The sequence below is a fragment of the Pseudomonas sp. TE6283 genome (assembly GCF_054060555.1).
In genome coordinates this window covers 702478-719944 of sequence record NZ_JBSSDH010000001.1, presented here as the reverse complement: position 1 = coordinate 719944, position 17467 = coordinate 702478, and the positions used below count along the sequence as shown (strand labels likewise).

14 protein-coding genes, 1 tRNA gene and 1 rRNA gene are annotated in these 17467 nt (G+C 64.9%); 10 read left to right on the top strand and 6 right to left on the bottom strand.

Annotated elements, in window-relative coordinates:
• Nucleotides 1-160 precede the first annotated feature (160 nt).
• Nucleotides 161-276: ribosomal RNA gene (rrf, locus tag ACVWZ5_RS03620) — 5S ribosomal RNA — on the top strand.
• Between the two features lie 138 nt (nt 277-414).
• On the opposite strand, the gene ACVWZ5_RS03615 is transcribed toward rrf, so the two are convergent.
• Nucleotides 415-1722, bottom strand: coding sequence for a leucine-rich repeat-containing protein kinase family protein (locus tag ACVWZ5_RS03615; RefSeq protein ID WP_062573427.1), 1308 nt, complete (start codon nt 1720-1722; stop codon nt 415-417).
• A 152-nt stretch (nt 1723-1874) separates the two neighbouring features.
• Between ACVWZ5_RS03615 and ACVWZ5_RS03610 the strand changes: the two genes are divergently transcribed.
• Nucleotides 1875-3764, top strand: coding sequence for a propionyl-CoA synthetase (locus ACVWZ5_RS03610; RefSeq protein WP_084941330.1), 1890 nt, complete (start codon nt 1875-1877; stop codon nt 3762-3764).
• Between the two features lie 42 nt (nt 3765-3806).
• On the opposite strand, the gene zapE is transcribed toward ACVWZ5_RS03610, so the two are convergent.
• Both zapE and ACVWZ5_RS03600 read right to left on the bottom strand, forming a co-directional pair.
• Nucleotides 3807-4889 carry a cell division protein ZapE gene (gene zapE / locus ACVWZ5_RS03605; RefSeq protein WP_280071396.1) on the bottom strand — a complete coding sequence of 361 codons (1083 nt, stop codon included), beginning with the start codon at nt 4887-4889 and terminating at the stop codon, nt 3807-3809.
• 105 nt (nt 4890-4994) lie between these two features.
• On the bottom strand, nt 4995-5237 hold the full coding sequence (locus ACVWZ5_RS03600) for a hypothetical protein (RefSeq protein WP_062573430.1): 243 nt from the start codon (nt 5235-5237) through the stop codon (nt 4995-4997).
• 297 nt (nt 5238-5534) lie between these two features.
• Between ACVWZ5_RS03600 and ACVWZ5_RS03595 the strand changes: the two genes are divergently transcribed.
• A tRNA-Gln gene (locus ACVWZ5_RS03595) sits at nt 5535-5609 on the top strand.
• A 56-nt stretch (nt 5610-5665) separates the two neighbouring features.
• Here ACVWZ5_RS03595 and ACVWZ5_RS03590 read toward each other — a convergent pair.
• The 3 genes from ACVWZ5_RS03590 to ACVWZ5_RS03580 are packed head-to-tail and all read right to left on the bottom strand — an operon-like array spanning nt 5666 to nt 10819.
• Nucleotides 5666-8050: a hybrid sensor histidine kinase/response regulator gene (locus ACVWZ5_RS03590; protein ID WP_062573431.1), complete on the bottom strand. Its 2385-nt coding sequence runs from the start codon at nt 8048-8050 to the stop codon at nt 5666-5668.
• 11 nt (nt 8051-8061) lie between these two features.
• Nucleotides 8062-8523, bottom strand: coding sequence for a response regulator (locus tag ACVWZ5_RS03585; protein WP_457340409.1), 462 nt, complete (start codon nt 8521-8523; stop codon nt 8062-8064).
• Nucleotides 8524-8539: 16 nt separating this feature from the next.
• Nucleotides 8540-10819, bottom strand: a complete 2280-nt coding sequence (locus ACVWZ5_RS03580) for an ATP-binding protein (protein WP_457340408.1) — start codon at nt 10817-10819, stop codon at nt 8540-8542.
• Between the two features lie 292 nt (nt 10820-11111).
• Here ACVWZ5_RS03580 and ACVWZ5_RS03575 point away from each other — a divergent pair, with 292 nt between their 5' ends.
• The 7 genes from ACVWZ5_RS03575 (at nt 11112) to ACVWZ5_RS03545 (ending at nt 17436) form a co-directional block, all read left to right on the top strand.
• Nucleotides 11112-11639, top strand: coding sequence for a Csu type fimbrial protein (locus ACVWZ5_RS03575; protein ID WP_062573433.1), 528 nt, complete (start codon nt 11112-11114; stop codon nt 11637-11639).
• Between the two features lie 24 nt (nt 11640-11663).
• Complete coding sequence (locus tag ACVWZ5_RS03570; protein ID WP_457340416.1) at nt 11664-12197, top strand: Csu type fimbrial protein; 534 nt, start codon at nt 11664-11666, stop codon at nt 12195-12197.
• 17 nt (nt 12198-12214) lie between these two features.
• Entirely contained in the window at nt 12215-12748 is a 534-nt protein-coding gene (locus tag ACVWZ5_RS03565) for a Csu type fimbrial protein (protein WP_050705094.1), read from the top strand.
• A gap of 3 nt (nt 12749-12751) precedes the next feature.
• The gene (locus ACVWZ5_RS03560) at nt 12752-13255 is read left to right on the top strand and encodes a Csu type fimbrial protein (protein WP_084941333.1); all 504 of its coding nucleotides are present in this window, start codon (nt 12752-12754) and stop codon (nt 13253-13255) included.
• A gap of 34 nt (nt 13256-13289) precedes the next feature.
• On the top strand, nt 13290-14069 hold the full coding sequence (locus ACVWZ5_RS03555; RefSeq protein ID WP_457340407.1) for a fimbrial biogenesis chaperone: 780 nt from the start codon (nt 13290-13292) through the stop codon (nt 14067-14069).
• A 68-nt stretch (nt 14070-14137) separates the two neighbouring features.
• On the top strand, nt 14138-16471 hold the full coding sequence (locus tag ACVWZ5_RS03550) for a fimbria/pilus outer membrane usher protein (protein WP_457340415.1): 2334 nt from the start codon (nt 14138-14140) through the stop codon (nt 16469-16471).
• A complete protein-coding gene (locus tag ACVWZ5_RS03545) occupies nt 16468-17436 on the top strand; it encodes a Csu type fimbrial protein (protein ID WP_457340406.1) in 969 nt (322 codons plus the stop codon). Before ACVWZ5_RS03550 ends, ACVWZ5_RS03545 begins: the two co-directional genes overlap by 4 nt.
• Nucleotides 17437-17467: the final 31 nt, after the last annotated feature.

Genomic DNA, 17467 nt, shown 5'->3' with positions numbered 1-17467 from the left:
TACTAATTGCCCGTGAGGCTTGACCATATAACACCCAAGCAATTTGCGCTGCGGCCAGATTGTGGTGGTGAAGACGAAAGACCCGAAAGTTCGTAAGACCACAAATTCACATATCCGAATTCGCTGGAGTATCCATCAGGATCTTCTGGCAACAGAATTTCTTGACGACCATAGAGCATTGGAACCACCTGATCCCATCCCGAACTCAGTAGTGAAACGATGCATCGCCGATGGTAGTGTGGGGCTTCCCCATGTGAGAGTAGGTCATCGTCAAGATTCATTTCGCAAAACCCCTATCTGCGCGAGCAGGTAGGGGTTTTGTCTTTTCCGCTTTCCAACATCAACGCCATACCGCCAGCCCTGTGGGAGCGGCCCCGGCGATATCAGCGTGATGCACAAATCCTGGGGCCGCTCCTACAGGGGCCGCACAGGTCTTTGCGCGAGTTGTGTCGCCAGCTCGTTGAAAGATGGACGGGCCAGTACATCGGGTTGCTGGCAGCGTTCAGCCAGTTCCCCTAACACTGTATCGGGCTTGTCGCAGCGCACCAGCAGTTCCTCGACAAGAATGCCGAAAGCCCTTGTTTCCAGGCGTTCGAGCGCGCGTGCCGGGAGACTGTCGTCCTGTGGATGGAACGAGGCGGCGCCGAAGTCGCCCAGCAGGCACTGGCCATTCGCATCGAACAGGATGTTGTGAGCATACAGGTCGCCGTGATTCAAGCCTCGACTGTGCAGGTGGGCGCAGACCGAGGCAATACCGGCAACGAGGTGTCGCAATGCTGGCAAGGTCAGTTCTCGTGTGCCGGGGTAACGGTCACGGGTGCAGCTGTCTAGGCTGGGTGGGCCGGCCAGGTTCGACCAGTGCGCATCGATCAATTGCATCACCAGTGCCGGAAGCTGCTGCGGGTGGTCGTCGATGCGCCCGGCCAGGCTTACCAACTGGGGGTGGTCACCGGCGGCGATGCAGGCGCTCATCTCCGCCAGCGGCGAACCATCGCTGGTCATCGCGCCCTTGTACAGCTTGACCGCCACCGGTGCCGCCTGGCCGTTCCAGTGCGCCCGGTGGATCACTCCAGAGGCACCACGGCCAAGCTCTTCCTCCAGGCGGATATCCTTCCAGTGAAGGGAGGGGCAGTTCTCCTGCGTTACAGGGGCGACAAAACCTGGCGGCAGGGGATTGTCGGCGTAGGCCAACCAAGCCAGGCGCGGCATGCGCAGCAGCCAGTCGGGCAGGGTGTCCAGGCGGTTGCTGGCCACGCGCAGCAACTCCAGCCGTACGCAATTGGCCAGGCCTTCAGGCAGGGTGGTGAGCCGATTGCCGGCGAGCATCAGCTTTTGCAGCTGTGGGCAATTGCCCAAGGCCTCGGGCAATTGCTCCAGTGCGTTTTCTGTCAGCACCAGCGAGCGCAACGAGCGCGGCAGCGCCTGGGCGTCGACCCGGGTGATGCGGTTGTTCCTGAAACCCACTGTCTGCAGGGCTTGGCAACGGCCAATGGCGTGAGGCAGGTGGGTGAATCGGTTGTTGGAGCAGAACAGCACCTTGAGGCGATTCAAGCGGTGCAGGTCTTCGGGCAGTTCACTCAGCCTGTTGCCGGAGAGGTCCAGCACCTCGAGGCTGTCGGCCAGGTCAAAGATCTCCCGAGGGAAATCGATCAAGTCCTGGCAGAGATTGAGGCGAGTGATGCCGCGCAGGCGGCCGGCGCGTAGGTCGTCGAGGGTATGCATAGGCTGTTCTGTATTGATGAACGGCCATTGTAAGCAGACAGGTGCGGCAAATCTGCATATGGGTTGCGACTTAAGTCCGATGGCAGGTGGACCGCGCCGGTCCATACTCAAGGTTCGCCCTTCAATAACAACAAGTACCGGGTTGCGAACCAATGACTTATCAGCACAGCTACGCCCATTCCATCACCGATCCCGCCACCTTCTGGCAGGCCCAGGCCGAACAGCTGGCCTGGCAGCGCAAGCCTACCCTGACCCTGCAGCAGAACGCCGACGGCACCCACAGCTGGTTCGCTGATGGGCGCCTCAACAGCTGTCACTTGGCCCTCGACCACCAGATCGAGCAGGGCCGTGGCGAACAGCTGGCGTTGATCTACGATTCGCCCGTGACCGGCGTGCAGCAGACCTTCACCTACCACCAGCTGCGCGACGAGGTGGCGCGCCTGGCCGGGCTGCTGCGCTCGCTGGGCGTGGGCAAGGGGGACGGGGTGATCATCTACATGCCAATGGTGCCCCAGGCGGCGATGGCCATGCTCGCCTGCGCCCGCATCGGCGCGGTGCACTCGGTGGTGTTCGGCGGTTTTGCCGCCAACGAGCTCGCCCTGCGCATCGACGACGCCCGGCCGACGCTGCTGCTGACGGCATCCTGCGGCCTGGAATTCGACCGGGTGATTGAATACAAGCCCCTGGTCGATCGCGCCCTGCAGTTGGCCCGCCATCAGCCACGGCATGTACTGGTGCTGCAGCGTCCGCAGGCGCGCGCCGAACTGCAGGCCGGGCGCGACCTGGACTGGCAGCAAGCGCTGGTTGGCGCCGAGCCGGTAGCGCCGGTGGCGCTCGACGCGGGTGACCCGCTGTACATCATGTACACCTCCGGCACCACCGGCAAACCCAAGGGCATCGTGCGCGAGAATGGCGGCAACGCAGTCGCCCTGTGCTACGCCATGCGTCATGTCTACGGCATGCAGGCGGGTGATGTGTGGTGGGGGATTTCCGATGTGGGTTGGGTGGTGGGTCATTCACTGATCGTCTACGGGCCGCTGATGAGCGGCTGCACCACGGTGTTTTATGAGGGCAAGCCGATTCGTACCCCGGATGCCTCGGCCTACTGGCGGGTGGTCGAGCAGTACAAGGTCAACGGCTTGTTCTGTGCGCCCACCGCCATGCGCGCGATTCGCAAAGAAGACCCGGAAGGCGAGTTGATCCGTCGCCATGACCTGGGCTCGCTGCGCCAACTGTTCCTGGCCGGGGAAAAGCTCGATTCGAGCACCCATGAATGGCTCGAGCGGGTCAGCGGCAAGCCGGTGCATGACCATTGGTGGCAGACCGAGACCGGTTGGCCGGTGACCGCGCCTTGCGTCGGCCTCGAAGGCAGCGCGGCGCGGCCTGGGTCGAGCAACCGTGCGGTACCGGGTTATCACGTGCAGGTGCTGGACGACGACGGCAAGCCGCTGGGACCCAACCAGCAGGGCGCGATCGTCATCGCCCTGCCGCTGCCGCCGGGGTGCAGCCAGACGCTGTGGGGCGATCACGAGCGCTACTTGCAGGCGTACCTGCACAGCTACCCGGGCTATTACCACACTGGCGACGGCGGTTATCTCGACGAGGACGGCTTCGTTTACATCATGGGACGCACCGATGACGTGATCAACGTCTCCGGGCATCGGCTGTCGACTGGCGAAATGGAGGACCTGGTGGCGCGTCATCCGGCTGTGGCCGAGTGCGCGGTGATCGGTGTGCACGACGAGATCAAGGGCCAGGTGCCGCTGGCGCTGGTGGTCCTCAAGGACGGCCAGGGTATTGGCGAGGCGCAGTTGCAGGGCGAGTTGGTGGCCAGCGTGCGTGAACAGATCGGCGCGCTGGCTTGCTTCAACCGAGTGCGCTTGGTGAAACGCCTGCCCAAGACCCGCTCGGGCAAGATCCTGCGGGCGGTGCTGCGCAAGATCGCCGATGGGCAGGACTACGTGCCGCCCTCGACATTGGATGATCCGGCGGTGCTGACGGAGATCGAACAGATGCTGGCGGATTTGCCACGGGCGAGTTGATGCGCTGACTTCATCTCCGGCAAGCCCGCTTCCCCAAAAGCATCACTGGTCTTGAGGAGGTCCCAGCTGATGCAACTGTCCCAGCCGGCTGCGCGTACGCATCAGGTCGGCCAGCGATCCACCCAGGCTCTGCTCCAGTGGTCGCTTGCCGATCATCGTCACCTGGCAGTCCTGATCATAAAGCACGTCCACCAGGTTGACGAAGCGCTGCTGCGCCGCCAGCGAGCACTCGGCCAGATCGTCCAGGCCCTCGATGATCCAGTGGTCGTAGCGCTCGGCCAGGGCCAGGTAGTCGATCACCGCGGTGGGCTGCTCGCACAGGTCGTGGAAACTGAACACGACCTGGCGTCCCTCGCTGCCCTGGGCGCGCAACGGACGCTGGTTGACCTCCAGTTGCAGAGGCTGCAGCACGGGTACCCGCAAGCGCTCGCGCTGCTGCGCATTGCCCGGCCAGACATAATGCCCTTGGGTAAATCGCTGATGTGCGCGGTTGGCCGGCAAGCTGCGAAAGTCCGTGTCCCCGTCCACCTCCAGCACCTGCATGCGGCTGTTGATCAGGCGGATCACCGGCAGGAAGCGCTGATGGTACAGCGGGTTGGGCAGCAGACCCTCGGGTGGGTAGTTGGAGGTGACCATCAGGAATACGCCACGGGCGAACAGGGCGTCGAACAACCGGGTGAGCAGCATGGCGTCGCCGATGTCGTGGACGTGAAATTCGTCGAAGCACAGCACCCGGCAATCTCCCAACAGTTCGTCGAGGGTCGCCTCCAGAGCATCGTCCTGCGCCCGATGGCGATGCATCCCCTGGTGCAGACGGGCGAAAAAGTCGTGGAAGTGCAGGCGACGTTTGTCCGCCGTTGGCACGGCCTGGAAGAAACCATCGAGCAGCCAGCTCTTGCCGCGTCCGACCGCGCCGTGCAGGTACAGGCTGCCTGCGTGGCCCGTTGTGAGCGTTGCCAACTGCGTGGCCATCGCCGCGATCACCCGGTGTTGCCCGTCACTCAGGGTGTAGCCGCGTTCGGTCGCACGGTCCTGGAAGTAGTCCGCAAGGTGGGTGTGCGCAGGTGGTTCGGGGCGCAAACGGCGGCCGAGCAGACGCAAGGGCGCGGAAATCCAGGTGGACAATTGAGAGGCTCCTTGGGGGGGGCTGGGGCAGGGCACAGCTTGCGCGACGCCGTGCATTTTGACCAATCGAGAATCCACCGGGCAATGATCGTGAAATGCGATAGGTCAGGCCTTGTGCTCCAGCTGGCGTTCGATCATGTACTTGATCGCCAGGCGAAGCTCCTTGAGATGGCGCAAGTCGTCGTCCTGGAAGTTGCCCGCCGAGATCGACTCCCCGGCCAGGACTTGGTTGTCGATGTCCATGTACTCGTCGAGCAGGCGGTCGAGCTGCGGGTCGCGTTGGCGTCGCTGCTGGACGATCTCGCGAGGGTAGTGCAGGTCCTGGTAGAGGTCGTGGGAAACGGGCATGGCGTCCTCCTTGTGATGCGCCGACGGGTTCTATCTGATTGGAAGGGAGGAACGTCATTGTGTTGAAGCGAGGCGGGGGGAATTACGACGAATGGTCGTCCTGATCGTTTACAGGCGCAAACCCCGCGAAAAGGGTTCGCTACAAGTAAGCTGCTGTTTTTCTGCGATTTTTTTAAAAAAAAGCTTTCCACTTCGAAAAAAGGTTGTTAAAGTGCTGGCCATTCCCAAGCAGCAACTCACGGTGCTGCAAGGAGTTGTCAGTGAGGCGGTGATTGATTCACTTGCCAGATCCGATACAGGGGCGTCGCCAAGCGGTAAGGCAGCAGGTTTTGATCCTGCCATGCGTTGGTTCGAATCCAGCCGCCCCTGCCATTTTCAAGCTATATACTCTCCCCAAATCGCCTTCAGGCGATTTTTTTCGTTTCTGCCTATCTATTTTCCAGAAGCTCGGCCAGTGCCTGGGCAAGAGCCTGCTCGCTTACCGGTTTCTGAATCACCAGGCTGCCGGGCAGTTCCAGTCCCTGCAACTCGGCATACCCCGTCAGGAACACCACGGGCAGGTCAGGGAAGCGCTGGCGCGCAGCCAGCGCCAGTTGCGCACCATTGAATTCCGGCATGGCGAAATCGGTGAGTAGCACATCTATTTCATCGTTCAGCAGTGGCAATGCCTGCTCGCTGCTGTGCGCCTGACGCACCTGATAGCCATGGCGCAGCAGAACGTCGCTCATCATCTCGCGTACCAGATGGTCGTCATCCACCAGCAGCACACTGCGCCTGCCGGCAGGCCGTGTCGGCAGAGCCTGCGTACTTTGTTCCTGGGTTGCCGGCGCCTCCGGTTGATGCACTGCGGGCAGGTAGACACTGACCTGTGTGCCGCGCCCCGGCGCGGTATCGATGCGCACGCCACCGCCTGACTGCTTGGCGAAGCCGAACACCTGGGCCAGCCCCAGGCCTGAGCCCTTGCCGATGTCCTTGGTGGTGAAGAAGGGCTCGAACACCTTGGCCAGCACTTCTTCACTCATGCCGCAGCCGGTATCGCGAATCGACAGTACCACGTATTCGCCCGGATCCGGGTCTTCCGGGCGCAGAGGGCGGGCACTGATCCGGCCGTTGCGGGTGGCCAGCGTCAGTTGACCGCCGTCGGGCATCGCGTCACGGGCATTGATGGCAAGGTTGAGGATGATCATTTCGGTCTGGGTAATATCGGTCAACGCCTGCCAAAGGCGGGTATCCAGGTCCAGCCGCACCGAAATGTTGCCGCCCAGTGTGCGTCGCAACAGCTCCTCCAACCCGGACAGGGTGCGGTTGAGGTTCACTGGCACCGGTTCGAGTCGCTGTTTGCGGGAGAATGCCAGCAATTGCGCAGTCAGCTTGGCTCCGCGCTCACCGGCTTCGCGGATGTGCTGAAGGCGGGTGAGGGCCTTGTCCAGTGAGCCTTTGTCCAGATCGCGCTGGAGAAAGCTGGCGCCGGTGAGAATGACCGTCAGCAGATTGTTGAAGTCGTGCGCCACGCCTGCGGTGAGCTGGCCGACAGCTTCCAGGCGCTGCATCTGTTGCAGTGTTGCCTCTATGCGTTCGCGTTCGGCAATTTGTTCGCGCAGGTGCTCGTTGGCCTTGGCCAGTTCCAGTGTAGCTTCGCGTTCGCTGGTTATGTCCCGGGCGACCACGTACAGCAGGCTGTCATCAGGAACCACCACCCAGGACAGCCAGCGTGGTTGGCCATTGGCATGCAGGATGCGCCCGACGAAGCGGGCGCTGGTGTTACCCGAGGACAACGCGGCCAGTTCTGCGAGAAGTGCCTGCTGGTCGCTTTCGAGCACCAGTTGCAGAAGCGAAGTCTGGCCCAGGCGTTCGCGGGTGAAGCCCAGGCTGGCTTCCCAGGCCGGGTTCAGGGTGACCGGCGTCAGGTCCTTGTTCAGTACTGCCAGCAGGTCCTGGGACAACTCCCATGCGCGGTCGCGTTCCCGGGTACGCTGCTCGACCCGCTCACCCAGCATTTCGTTGAGCTGTTCCAGGGCGCGCGTGGCCTGGCGTTGCTGGTGAATATCCTGCAATACCCCGGAGAAGCGAACGCATCGGTTGTCGACGAACTGGCTCTGGCCGCTGGAAAGCAGCCAGCGAGGCTCCAGGCCATTGGGCTGGGCGATACGGAACTCTGCGCGGTACAGGCCGTCACTGTCCGGGCGCATGGCCTGCTCAACGGCTGCGCGGACCCTTGCCAGGTCTTCGTGGAAGATACCGTCGTAGAACACCTCGAGGGTCATTTGCGTCTCGGTGGGAAGGCCGAACAGCGTCTTGCAGCGGTCATCCCACAGCAGCAGGTTCTCCTGCGGGCGGAAATCCCAGCTGCCCATGCCTGCCGCGTCGATGGCGATGCGCGCCCGGGCCTCGACGTCGGCCAGTGCCTCCTCGGCACGGCGCCGACGCTGGCGCTCGTGTACCTCTGTCAATGCCCGGTGCACTGCCTTGGGCAGCAGTGGCAGGTTCTTCTTCAGCACGTAGTCGGTGGCGCCCAGGCGGATCATCTCGACCGCATGCTCTTCGCCATAGATGCCGGAAAGGAAGATGAACGGTATGTCCGGTGCCAGGCGCTGGACAATGGCCAGTACATCAGTGCCCGATGAGCCCGGTAGCACACAGTCGCACAGGATCAGGTCGTAGCTGTCTTCGCGCAGGGCATGCTCGACGCCGACATGGTCGAACACCAGCCGTGACTGGACCTGCAGCCCGCTGCGTTCCAGGCACAAAAGCGTCAGCTCGGCGTCCATCGAGCTGTCTTCGACCAGCAGCAGGCTGAGTGGTGCGCCTTGCATTGCCAGCTGACTCAATTGCTGCCGCGCCTGTTCAGGCGCAGCGAGCCGGGCGGCGGTTCGTTGAGTACCGCCCAGAACACGCCCAGATCGGAGATCGCTGCCACGAACTCCTTGAACTCCACGGGCTTGACCACGTAGGCATTGACGCCCAGTTCGTAGGCGCGCAATAGGTCGGGTTCTTCTCGCGAGGAGGTCAGCATGACCGTCGGGATGCTGCGCAACTCGGCGGTATCGCGCACTTGCTTGAGTACCTCAAGGCCATCAACCTTGGGCAGCTTCAGATCAAGCAGCAGCACCGCCGGGTTGCCACCGTCACGCTCGGCGTAGGTGTTGCGTCGCAACAGGTAGTCCAGGGCTTCGGCGCCATCGCGCAGCACGATGACCTCATTGGCCAGTTGGCTGCGCTCCAGTGCCAGGAGGGTCAACTCCAGGTCCCTGGGGTTATCTTCGACCAGCAGAATGGGTTTGAGCATGATAGGTGCAGACGCCTCAGGAATGCGGTTGATGGCGAGGAAGGGTGAAATGGAAGCTGGCGCCCTGGCCGACCTGGCCTTCAGCCCAGACCCGGCCGTCGTGGCGCTCGATGATGCGACGCACGCTGGCCAGGCCGATGCCGGTCCCTTCGAATTCTTCCATGCGATGCAGGCGCTGGAACACACCGAAAAGCTTGTTGGCATAGGCCATGTCGAAGCCCACGCCGTTGTCGCGCACGTACACCTCGGTCTCCAGTTCGTGCTGCACGGCGCCGATTTCGATACGCGCGGGGCGGCGTCCACGGCTGTATTTGATGGCATTGGCGATGAGATTGTACAGGGCCATGTTGATGAACGCCGGATCCGCGATGACTTTGGGCATGGAGGCGACCATCCAGATGATTTCGCGCCCCTGGTAATCGGGCTCGAACTCCTGGCGGATGGTATCGACCAGGGTGTTGAGGTCGACGTCCGCCAAGCGCAGCGCCGAGCGTCCCATTTGCGAGAAGTTTAGAAGGTTGTCCACCAGTGAACCGGCAAAATGTGCGGCCTCATCGATGTGGGACAGGAAGCGTCGACCGCGTTCGCTCAAGTGTTCGCCCTCGATTTCGCTCAGCAGCTCGGTATAGCCGGCGATATGCCGCAACGGTGCGCGCAGGTCGTGGGAGACGCTATAGGAGAAGGCTTCGAGTTCCTTGTTGGAGCGTTTGAGCTCTCCGGCCAGTTGCGCCAGTTCCTCGGCCTTGCGCAGGACGATGCCCAATACGGCCATGCGCAGTTCGAGCACGCCATCGACGACGAGGGGACTCCAGGGGGCGCTGAAGCCACGCACTTCCTCCTGCCAGCGTTCGAAGCTGTGGCGTGGATTGAGGTGTCCTTGGGGGCTGATCGCTTTGTCCGGCCGTCCGGCCCAGTTGACCAGGCGGGTTTGCTCAGGGCGAAACCACACCAGGTAATGCGAGTGCAACTGCGAGATCGCAACGGCCAGTACTCCGCCGACACAGCTGGCGAGCTCCGGCAGAGCTTCGATGTCACGGCCCACGTTGTCGGTATGGAACACCCCCTCTTCGCCGCGCTCGCCAAGCCAGTGCACCAGGGCATTGACCTGCGCCGCCGAAGGTGTGTCTCCGATCAGGTCGCAGCGCTCGGCGCTGATGATGGCTGCGCCACTGGCCCCGGCGAAGGCCAGCAGCACCTCGGGCTGGTCGAGCAGGCCCTCGCTCACGCTGTCACGATCGGCCATCGCCGCCAGCATGCGTACGATGCGCTCACGCAGCTCGAGCAGGGTACGGGTGCGGTCGTGGGATTCGCGTGACTCGATCTGCAGCGACAGGACACTGGCAAGCAATTCGCACGCGGTGCGCGTCTGGAAGTCCACCGGTCGGGGGCGCTCGTGGTGGCAGGACACCAGCCCCCATAGTCGACCGTCGACCACGATGGACAGCGACATGGAGGCCAGGGTGCCCATGTTTCGCATGTATTGCAGATGCACGGGCGACACGCTGCGCAGGGCCGCAAAGCTCATGTCCAGCGGCTTGCCGGTCATCGGGTTCAACGGCGGCAGCAAGGGAGAGGGCTGATAGTCGGCATCTTCGATCAGGCGGATGCGATTGACCCGGTACAACTCCCGGGCCTGGCGAGGAATGTCGGACGCGGGGAAACTCAGCCCCAGATAGCTTGGATAGCCAGGGTCGGCCTCTTCGGCCAATACCGTGCCGTTGCCCTCGGGATCGAAACTGTAGGCCTTGACCCGTCCGAAGCCGGTGATGCGTTTGATCTGCCGCACCGAATGCTGCAGCAGATCCTCGACGCTGGTGGCTTTGTGCAAGGTGCTGACGAAAGCGCGCACCAACGGATAGTAGTCCCCCTGATAAACGCCCTCGGACTTATGGCTCGATTCGAATTCGAGAATCAGCACCTGATCATGCCGATGGGCGAGCACGCGCAGCAATGACTGGCTGGGTGCGTCCTGGCGCAAGTGCACGTCGCCAATGTGAAAAGGGAAGACGTCTCCTTGCGGCAGATAGCCCAGCTGGCCGCTCAGGTCGAAGTCAGCGCTGACCAGATCCGGGAATGCCTGGCCGAGCAGGTCGCCTGCGGGTACGCCGAACCATCGCTCGGCGTTCTCGCTCGCCTGCAGGACGCGCAACGTGCTCTCGTCAACAGCCAGCAGGAAGCCCTGGGGCTGAATGCTGCCCGGAACCTGGATCGGCTCCTGGGCGCAGCGCTCGATCGCCTGGTCGAGCGGGGTCTGGTCGGTCGTCACGGGACTCTCCTGTAGGTTCCGTCCATGCATGAGTCATGCGCTAGCACAAAATATTGCGGATGAACGGTACCAGAATGGTGGCCGCCATGCCGGAATCTGGTCATTGGAAAGTGGGCGGGCGCCGAGGTTTCGTTCCAGACCGGAAAATTCCTTCTGGGGCCTGCCGGTGATGGGCTGCGCGGCAGCCCCGGTGACACAAACCGGCAAGCACAGGTCCAGCCCTGCCATTTTCATTAATGCCAAAGAGGGGTAGGCCTTCCCCGGCTCGGATCCAATCGCGCTGCTACGCTCAAGCTCAACCCATACGCACAAGGATCGACCGGTGACGGAGCGCTTGGTGGCCCTGCTGTTGGGCCTGTGGTTGAGTGGCAACGCCATGGCAGCGGATTTCCTCGTCGAAGTGCAGGTGCGCGTGCAGCGTGGTTGCATGCTGGTCAACCAGCAACGCGACGCCGGTTCGCAGGCGTTGGGGCGCATCGACCTGGGCAGCGCGGCGCGCCTGGATGGCCCGGCTGCGCCGGTCAGTGGCGTGCTGCTCGCACAGCGCCCGCCGCGGTTGGAGTGCAACCCGGACACCCCGTACCAAGTGCGTGTCGATGGCGGCCAGCACGGCGGCGTCGGCGAAGTGCGCTACCTCGTAAGCCCCGATGCCCAGGCCCGGCCGATTCCTTACCGCCTGTACCGTGATGCCGCCTGGCGTCAGCCGCTGGCGGTGGACGTGGCGCAATCGGCGCGGGTACCGGACAGCGGCTCGGTGGAGCTGCCCCTCTACGCACGGATCGACAAGCTGGCCTGGGCCCCCCGCGCCGGGCTGTACGCCGACCTGCTCAAAGTTACGGTCACCTGGTAGGGAGGCTGCATGCTCATGGACGTGTTGCACCGTGGTTCGATCCTGCTACTGACCCTCGGCCCGCTGCTGCTGCCCAGCGGCGCGGCCCACGGCACCACCACCGGCTTCATCCAGGCACGGCTGGTGATCAGCGCCGCCTGCCAGATCAGCAGCGACCCGCAACCGGCCACCCTGGGCAACCCGGGCCTGATGGACTTCGGTGCCCGCGGGCCGACCTGGGACCAGCCGCTGACCAGCAGGGTCGACGAGGCCGGCGGCGAGGGCAGCCTGCAGATCAGTTGCTCGCCGCAGGTGCGTGCCTTCAGCGTGCGCATCAACGGCGGGCAGAACGGTGGCGACGGCGTGCGCCGCCTGCGCAACGGCCGCGAGCTCATTCCCTACCAACTGGCCACCGACCCGGGCGGCAACAGCCGTTATGGCATCGGCCAGGCCCGTACCTTCACCATCAGCGGCACCCAGCAGGTGCCCGTGCCCATCTATGGCGTGGTGGTCGCGCAACCGCGCGCGCTGCCTGCCGGGCTGTATCGCGACACCCTCAGGGTGACCCTGGACTGGTAACACGCAAGGAGATTCCGATGCCCAAGCACCTCACCCGCTGCATCTTCGCCGGCCTTGGCCTGGCCCTGGCCGCCCAGGCCCAGGCCGCCACCGTGACCGGCACCATCAGCTCGACCCTGACACTGACCGCCGCCTGCCAGGTCAACGGCAGCGGCGGCACCTCGGGGCTCAACTTCGGCAGCCTCAACTTCGGCACCCAGGACTCGCTGTTCACCACCGCCAATGGCCAGGTGCTCGGCGGCGGTGGCGGGGCCATGAGCATTCTCTGCTCGGCAGGCACGGTGCCGACGATCAAGGTGCGTGCCGGTACCCATGACTCGCAGTCCGCCGGCGGGACCCGGGCCCTGGCCGATGGCGCGGGCAATTTCGTGCCCTACGACTTCTACACCGATGCCGGGCACACTCAGCTGTTGGCGATCGACGGCACCATCACCCTGCCGACCAGCACCGGCGTGGCGCAGACCGTCAACCTGTACGGCCAGGCTCGCGGCAAGGCCGGCCTGCCGGCCGGGGTGTACACCGACACGGTGGCGGTCGAGCTGAGTTTCTGAGCCATGTCGGGCACGGCGCGGCTACTGGCCGTCGGGCTGTGCCTGGCGCTGACCCAGGGTGCCCACGCGGTCACCACCAGCACCTTCCAGGTGACGGCGCAGATCGTCGCCGGCTGCCTGGTGGTCGGCGGCGTGACGGCCTATGGCGTGCTCGACTACGGCACCAGCTCGGCGCTGTCCACCGCCACCCTGAGCACCTCGCTCGGCGGCAGCTCGGTGACCTTCCAGTGCACCCCCGGCGTGGCCCTGAGCATGAGCCTGGACGGCGGCCAGAACGGCGCCAGCGGCACGCGCAACCTCAAGCGTTCGGGGGGCACGCAACTGCTGGCCTACCAGCTGTACCGCGACGCCGCGTTCAGCCAGAGCCTGGGCATCGGCAGCAGCGTGGCGGTGAGCTACAGCGATCCGACGGCGATCAAGTTGCCGGTCTATGGCCGTACCACCCTGACCGGCACCCTGCCGGCCGGGACCTATACCGATGTCGTGCAAGTGACGGTGACCTGGTGACAGGCCACTGCGGATAACCGAGAAGGAGAGGGGCATGGGGGCAGGCGCGAAACGGGCGCGTGGGATCATCGGGCTGCTGCTGTTGGCCAGCTGCGCATCGGCCTTCGCGGCCACTTCGGTGCTGATCTGGCCGATCGACCCGGTGCTGGAGGCCGACCAGAAGGCCGGCGCGCTGTGGCTGGAAAACCGTGGTTCTGCGCCGACCAGCCTGCAGGTGCGGGTGTTCGCCTGGCGCCAGGGCGAGTACCAGGAGCAGTTCCAGGCCCAGCGCGAGATCATCGGCAGCCCGCCGGTGGCCAATATCCCGCCGGGGCAGAAGCAACTGATCCGCCTGACCCGCACCGGCAGCTCGCCCGCGGGCCAGGAGCAGGCCTACCGCATCATCATCGACGAGATCCCTTCGCCGCTGCCGACCGATGCCGCCAGCGAGGGGCCGAAAGCGGCAATCCGCCTGCAGATGCGCTACTCGGTGCCGCTGTTCGTCTACGGCGAGGGGCTGTGGGGCAAGCCCGACCCAGAGGGCAGGCGCAGTGCAGAGGGCGTGGGCAAGCCGCAGTTGAGCTGGCGCGCGGTGACGGTGCAGGGCAAGCCCTATGTCGAGCTGCGCAACACGGGGCCGGTGCATGCGCGGCTGACCGACGTGGTGTTGCAGCAGGCCGGCCAGGACCGGCCGCTGGTAGAGGGGCTGCTCGGCTACGTGCTGCCCGGCGCCAGCATGCGCTGGCCGGCACCGGCCACGCCGGGCGCGGCCAGCGTGCTCAAGGGACGGGTCAACGGCCAGGAGGTGGCACAGGCCATCAAACAGGGGCTGTGACCTGCGCATGAACGGATCGAAGGGGCCAGGGAGGACCCGGTAATGGTTGGAAGTCGTGTGTGAGCTGGGTGTGTGTGGCAACGCACCGGTTGTGCCTGGGCCTGGCGGTACTGGGGCCCGGCCTGGGCGTGGCCGACGAGCTGCCGCCGCCACCCTCGGAACAGGCCGCCATCGCCGACGCCACGCTGTACCTCGACCTGCAGGTGAACCAGGTGGCCAAGGCTGAGCTGGTGCCGGTGCAGCAGCGCGCCGGGCGCCTGTACCTGGCCAGCGAGGTGTTGCGCGAGGCGGGCATCAGGCTGCCGGGCGAACCCCAGGGCGAAGTGGCCCTGGACGAGATCCCCGGCTTGCACAGCGACTACGACAGCCAGAACCAGCGCCTGCTGCTGCAGGTGCCGCCGGCCTGGCTGCCCGACCAGCAGGTCGGCGAGCGCAACCTGTACCCGGCCAGCGACGCCCGCAGCAGCTTCGGCGCCTTGCTCAACTACGACGCCTACCTCAACGACACCGACGAGGGCGGCAGCTACCTGGCCGCCTGGAACGAGCTACGCCTGTTCGACGACTGGGGCACCTTCTCCAGCACCGGGCAATGGCGCCAGTCGTTCAATGGTGCCCAGGCCCAGGGTCGCCAGGGTTTCCTGCGTTACGACACCACCTTCCGCTACACCGACGAGCAGCGCCTGCTCACCTATGAGGCGGGCGACCTGGTGACCGGCGCGCTGCCCTGGACCACCTCGGTGCGGGTGGGCGGCCTGCAACTGTCCCGCGACTTCGGCGCCCGTCCCGACCTGATCACCTATCCGCTGCCGGCCTTTGCCGGTGAAGCCGCCGTGCCGACATCGCTGGACCTGTTCATCAACGGCTACAAGAGCAGCAGCACTGAACTGCAGCCGGGCCCCTATACCCTGACCAACGTGCCGTTCATCAACGGCGCCGGCGAAGCGGTGGTGGTGACCACCGACGCCCTCGGCCGGCAGGTGTCGACCACCTTGCCGTTCTACGTCACCAGCAGCCTGCTGGCCAAGGGGCTGTCGGACTTCTCGGTGGCCGCCGGCAGCCTGCGCCGCGACTATGCCGTGCGCGATTTCGCCTATGGCCCGGGGGTCGCCTCGGCGACCTTGCGCCACGGGGTGTCCGACTACTTCACCCTGGAAACCCATGCCGAGAGCGCCGAGTCGATGATGCTCGGCGGCCTGGGCGGCAACCTGCGCCTGGGTACCCTCGGCGTGCTCAACGCGGCGCTGACCCAGAGCCGTTTCGAAGGCGATACGGGCCAGCAGCTGGCGCTGGGCTACCAGTACAACAGCCGGCGCATCGGCTTCAACTACCAGCGCGTGCAGCGCCACGGCGACTACGCCGACCTGTCGCTGGTCGACAGCCCCTTCACCCGCCTGAGCCAGCGCAGCGAGCAGGCCACCCTGAGCCTCAACCTGGACCGCTACGGCAGCCTTGGTATGGGCTATTTCGACGTGCGCGCCGGCGACGGCACGCGCACGCGGCTGATCAACATGAGCTGGAGCAAGCCGCTGTGGCGCAACAGCAGCCTGTACCTGTCGGCCAACCGCGAGGTCGGTGACAGCCAGTGGGCGGTGCAGGCGCAACTGGTGATTCCCTTCGACCTGCGTGGCACCCTGGCCTTCAGCGCCGAGCGCAGCAAGGATGGCCAGGACCTGCAGCGGGTCAACTACAGCCAGGCGGTGCCCGTGGGCGGCGGGGTGGGCTACAACCTGGGCTACGCCACCGGCGGCAACCGCGACGACTACCGCCAGGCCGACCTGACCTGGCGCCTGCAGTCGGTGCAGTTGCAGGTGGGCGCCTACGGCAGCAGCGGCGAGATGACCCGTTGGGCCGATGCCAGTGGCTCGCTGGTGCTGATGGATGCGGGCCTTTTCGCCGCCAACCGTATTGACGACGCCTTCGTGGTGGTCAGCACCAGCGGCTACGCCGACGTGCCGGTGCGCTACGAGAACCAGCAGATCGGCCGCACCGACCGCAACGGCCACCTGTTGGTGCCGTACAGCAGCGGCTACTACCGCGGCAAGTACGAGATCGACCCGATGGACCTGCCTGCCGATGTGCTGGCGCCGCAGGTGGAGCAACGCGTGGCGGTGCGCCGTGGCAGCGGCTACCTGCTGGAGTTCCCGCTTAAGCGTGTGCTGGCGGCGAGCCTGGTGCTGGTCGATGCTGACCAGCAGGAACTCAAGCTGGGCAGCCGGGTACGCCATCAGGAAAGCGGCGGCGAGGCGGTGGTGGGGTGGGATGGGTTGGTCTACCTGGAGAACCTGGCACCGCACAATCGCCTGCAGGTGGACAAGGCCGATGGCGGGCAGTGCCAGGTGGCGTTCGACCTGCCTGAAGGGCAGGGGCCGATTCCACTGATCGGCCCGCTGGTGTGCCAATGAACCGGCTGATCCGTGGGTGCCTGGCAGGGCTGTTGGCGCTGCCGGGGACGGCCTGGGCGTTGTGCTCGTCGGTGGTCACCGCGCCGGCGGCCTACGGCTCGGTCAACTCGACGCTGGTGCGCACCACCGTGCAGAATGCCTCGACCACCAACGCCGGCCTGCAGTGCACCGGCTCGCTGTTGTCGCTGTTGACCAGCAATGACCATTTCTATGCCACCTTCACGTCGTCCAGCAGTGGGTTGGTGGGGCCGACCGGCGATGTGATTCCCTATACGCTCTACGCCGACAACACCACCAGCTACCCGATCAGCCGTGGCGTGCAGTTCGACTTCGCCCGCAATGGCATCATCGATGCCCTGGGCCTGCTCAACGGCACCACGCCCAAAGCCGTGCCGCTGTACCTGAAGACCGTGGTCGGTGCCAATGTCGCCGCCGGCCTGTACCAGGAAACCCTGAACATCGCCTGGAGCTGGAACTACTGCTCGGGGATTGGTATCGGTGCCATCTGCCTGGGGCGCGACATCGGCAGCGGCAACCAGACCCTGCTGGTCAGCCTCACCGTGACCAACGACTGCCAGATCACCACGCCCAACATCAGCTTTGCCAGCGCGCCGGTGGTGGCCGGATTCGGCACGGTGAACCAGAGCGTGAGTGTGTCGTGCACCAAGGGCAGCAACTACACGGTGGGGCTGGATGACGGGCAGAACGTCTCGGGCGGGCGGCGGCGGATGAAGTCCAGCGCCAACAACTACCTGGCCTACGACATCTTCAAGAGCGCCGGCGTGGTGCGCTGGGGCTCGGTGGGCGCGGCGCGACGTTCGAGCAGCGATGCCGAGGTGAACCCCGGGGCGGGGACCGGGACGGGGAGCCAGGTGTTCAACTACAACGCCAAGGTGTACACCGACCAGGCCACGCCGCCGGCGGCGACCTATACCGACAGTGTGGTCCTGGATGTGCAGTTCTGAGTAACACCACACCTGGGAGCGGCCTTGTGTC

Bases quoted from the DNA above. Each gene is read 5' to 3' on its own strand.
- ACVWZ5_RS03615 (WP_062573427.1), bottom strand. From the start codon at position 1,722: ATGCATACCCTCGACGACCTACGCGCCGGCCGCCTGCGCGGCATCACT.
- ACVWZ5_RS03610 (WP_084941330.1), top strand. From the start codon at position 1,875: ATGACTTATCAGCACAGCTACGCCCATTCCATCACCGATCCCGCCACC.
- ACVWZ5_RS03600 (WP_062573430.1), bottom strand. From the start codon at position 5,237: ATGCCCGTTTCCCACGACCTCTACCAGGACCTGCACTACCCTCGCGAG.
- ACVWZ5_RS03590 (WP_062573431.1), bottom strand. From the start codon at position 8,050: ATGCAAGGCGCACCACTCAGCCTGCTGCTGGTCGAAGACAGCTCGATG.
- ACVWZ5_RS03585 (WP_457340409.1), bottom strand. From the start codon at position 8,523: ATGCTCAAACCCATTCTGCTGGTCGAAGATAACCCCAGGGACCTGGAG.
- ACVWZ5_RS03580 (WP_457340408.1), bottom strand. From the start codon at position 10,819: ATGCATGGACGGAACCTACAGGAGAGTCCCGTGACGACCGACCAGACC.
- ACVWZ5_RS03565 (WP_050705094.1), top strand. From the start codon at position 12,215: ATGCCCAAGCACCTCACCCGCTGCATCTTCGCCGGCCTTGGCCTGGCC.
- ACVWZ5_RS03560 (WP_084941333.1), top strand. From the start codon at position 12,752: ATGTCGGGCACGGCGCGGCTACTGGCCGTCGGGCTGTGCCTGGCGCTG.
- ACVWZ5_RS03555 (WP_457340407.1), top strand. From the start codon at position 13,290: ATGGGGGCAGGCGCGAAACGGGCGCGTGGGATCATCGGGCTGCTGCTG.
- ACVWZ5_RS03545 (WP_457340406.1), top strand. From the start codon at position 16,468: ATGAACCGGCTGATCCGTGGGTGCCTGGCAGGGCTGTTGGCGCTGCCG.